The organism is Streptomyces sp. NPDC054847, from assembly GCF_053610925.1.
Genome location: NZ_JBSGZJ010000659.1, coordinates 1 through 2,745 on the forward strand (window position 1 = coordinate 1; position 2,745 = coordinate 2,745).

Here is a 2,745-nt window from a genome sequence, read left to right on the forward strand (position 1 = left end):
GGACCCGGCCGGCGCAGGGGGCGCTCCCCGCCGGCCGGGTCCGTATCCCGTGCAGCGGGGCGCGTCAGACCCCAGTGCGCAGGGCGATGCGCTCGTCGCCCGCGTACACGTTCATGTTGTTGCCGCGCAGGAAGCCGACCAGCGTCAGACCGGTCTCCGCCGCCAGGTCCACCGCCAGCGACGAGGGCGCGGACACGGCGGCGAGCACCGGGATTCCGGCCATCACCGCCTTCTGCGCCAGCTCGAACGACGCCCGCCCCGAGACCAGGAGGATCGACCGGGACAGCGGCAGCCGGTCGTCCGTCAGCGCCCGGCCGACGAGCTTGTCGACGGCGTTGTGCCGGCCGACGTCCTCACGGATGTCGAGCAGCTCGCCCTCCGGCGAGAACAGCGCCGCCGCATGCAGGCCCCCGGTCCGGTCGAAGACCCGCTGCGCCGCCCGAAGCCGGTCGGGGAGGCCGGCGAGCAGAGCGGGCTCGACGCGGACCGGGGGAGTGTCGGCGATCGGGAAGTGCGCGGTGGTGCGTACGGCGTCCAGGCTGGCCTTGCCGCACAGGCCGCAGGACGACGTGGTGTAGACGTTCCGCTCGAGGGTGATGTCCGGGACCGGGACGCCGTCCGCGAGCGCCACGTCCACCACGTTGTAGGTGTTGGTGCCGTCCTCCTTGGCGCCCGCGCAGTACACGATCGACCGCACCTGGGAGGCGGCGTGCAGCACGCCCTCGCTGACCAGGAAACCCGCCGCGAGCGCGAAATCGTCGCCCGGGGTGCGCATGGTGATGGCGAGCGGCTTGCCGTTCAGCCGGATCTCCAGCGGTTCCTCGGCCACCAGCGTGTCGGGACGGGACGTGACCACCCCGTCCCTGATGCGGATGGTGCGGCGGCGCTCCGTGACCCGTCCCATGGCGATCAGTCCCATTCGTTCGTTCAGCGCTGCTGTACGTGTTGGTAGCCGAAACGGCCCTTGATGCAGAGGTTGCCGTGGGTCACCGGGTTGTCGTGCGGCGAGGTGACCTTGACGATCTCATTCTCCTGCACATGGAGGGTGAGGTTGCAGCCCACGCCGCAGTACGCGCAAACCGTCGTCGTCTCGGTCTGGGCCGACTCGTCCCAGGTCCCGGCCGCCCGCATGTCGAACTCCGACTTGAAGGAGAGTGCCCCCGTCGGACACACCTCGATGCAGTTGCCGCAGTACACGCACGCCGAGTCGGTCAGCGGCGCGTCGTGCTCCGTGGAGATACGGGCGTCGAAACCGCGCCCCGCGACGGCGATGGCGAACGTGTTCTGCCACTGGTCGCCGCAGGCGTCGACGCACTTGTAACAGAGGATGCACTTGTCGTAGTCGCGGACGTAGAGGTCGTTGTCGATCTTCGGTTCCTCGTTCATCCGGGCCGCTTCCGGGCCGAAGCGGTCCGGCTTGGCCTCGTACTCCTTGATCCACTCGGCGGCCCGCGGCGTCGTGGACAGATCCGTGGACGAGGCCAGCAGCTCCAGTACGACCTTTCGGCTGTGCCGGGCGCGCTCCGTGTCGGTCAGCACCGTCATGCCGGGCTCGGCGCGGCGGGAGCACGCGGGCGCGAGGGTACGTGCGCCCTCGACCTCCACGACGCACACCCGGCAGGCGTTCTTGGGGGTCAGCGTGTCGCCCTGGCAGAGCGTCGGTATGTCCTTGCCCGCGGCACGGCACGCGTCGAGGATCGTGTCGCCCTCGGGGACTCTGACCTCCTGGCCGTCGAGGGTGAACTCGACCAGCCGGCGCGGCATATGGAGGGGGATGGCGGTCATTCGTAGGCTCCCAGCCGGTCGATGGCGGATTCGACGGCGTTCCAGGCGGTCTGCCCGAGGCCGCAGATCGAGGCGTCCCGCATGGCGCGGCCGACCTCGCGCAGCAGGGCGATGTCACCCGCCGCGTCGGCGCCCGTACGGTCCTTGATGCGGTGCAGCGCCTCCTCCTGGCGGACCGTGCCCACCCGGCAGGGCACGCACTGGCCGCAGGACTCGTCGCGGAAGAACTCCGCGATGCGCAGCAGGACGCGCGGCAGTTCGACGGTGTCGTCGAGGACGAGCACCACACCGGAGCCCAGCGTCGTACCGGCTGCGCGGGTGCCCTCGAAGGTGAGCGGGATGTCCAGTTCGTCGGGGCGCACGAAGCTGCCGGCCGCCCCGCCGAGGAGGACCGCGCGCATGGTGTCCGGCGGACCGGCGAGCTCGATCAGCTCGCGCAGGGTGACACCGAACGGCAGCTCGTAGATGCCGGGACGGGCGATGTTGCCGGACAGGCAGAACAGCTTCGTCTCCTCCGTCCGGCCGGTGAGGATCGGCAGGACGTTGACGAGCGTCTCGACGTTGTTCACGGCCGTCGGCTTGCCGAACAGGCCCTTCTCCACGGGGAACGGCGGCTTGGTGCGCGGCTCGCCCCGGTAACCCTCGACGGAGTTGAAGATCGCGGTCTCCTCGCCGCAGATGTAGGCGCCCGCGCCGCGCCGGATCTCGATGTCGAAGGCGTAGCCCTGGCCGAGGACGTCCTCGCCGAGGAGTCCGCGGGCGCGGGCGGAGGCGATGGCGTTCTCCAGGAGGCGGAGCGCGCGGGGGTACTCGCCGCGGAGGTACAGGAAGCCCTTGTGGGCGCCGATCGCGTAGCCGGCGATCGTCATCGCCTCGATCAGGGCGTACGGATCGCCCTCCATCAGCACCCGGTCCTTGAAGGTGCCCGGCTCGCTCTCGTCCGCGTTGCAGACCAGGTAG

General features: G+C 70.5%; 3 protein-coding genes. All 3 read right to left on the reverse strand.

What is annotated here, in order from left to right; all coding sequences use genetic code 11:
* Positions 1–64 precede the first annotated feature (64 nt).
* Complete coding sequence (gene fdhD / locus ACWGH4_RS33840; protein ID WP_453467601.1) at positions 65–904, reverse strand: formate dehydrogenase accessory sulfurtransferase FdhD; 840 nt, start codon at positions 902–904, stop codon at positions 65–67.
* 23 nt (positions 905–927) lie between these two features.
* Complete coding sequence (locus tag ACWGH4_RS33845) at positions 928–1,785, reverse strand: 2Fe-2S iron-sulfur cluster-binding protein (RefSeq protein ID WP_441261727.1); 858 nt, start codon at positions 1,783–1,785, stop codon at positions 928–930.
* Positions 1,782–2,745: complex I 51 kDa subunit family protein (locus ACWGH4_RS33850; protein ID WP_453467599.1), on the reverse strand; the 964-nt coding region annotated here is incomplete at its 5' end. The genes ACWGH4_RS33850 and ACWGH4_RS33845, both read right to left, overlap by 4 nt.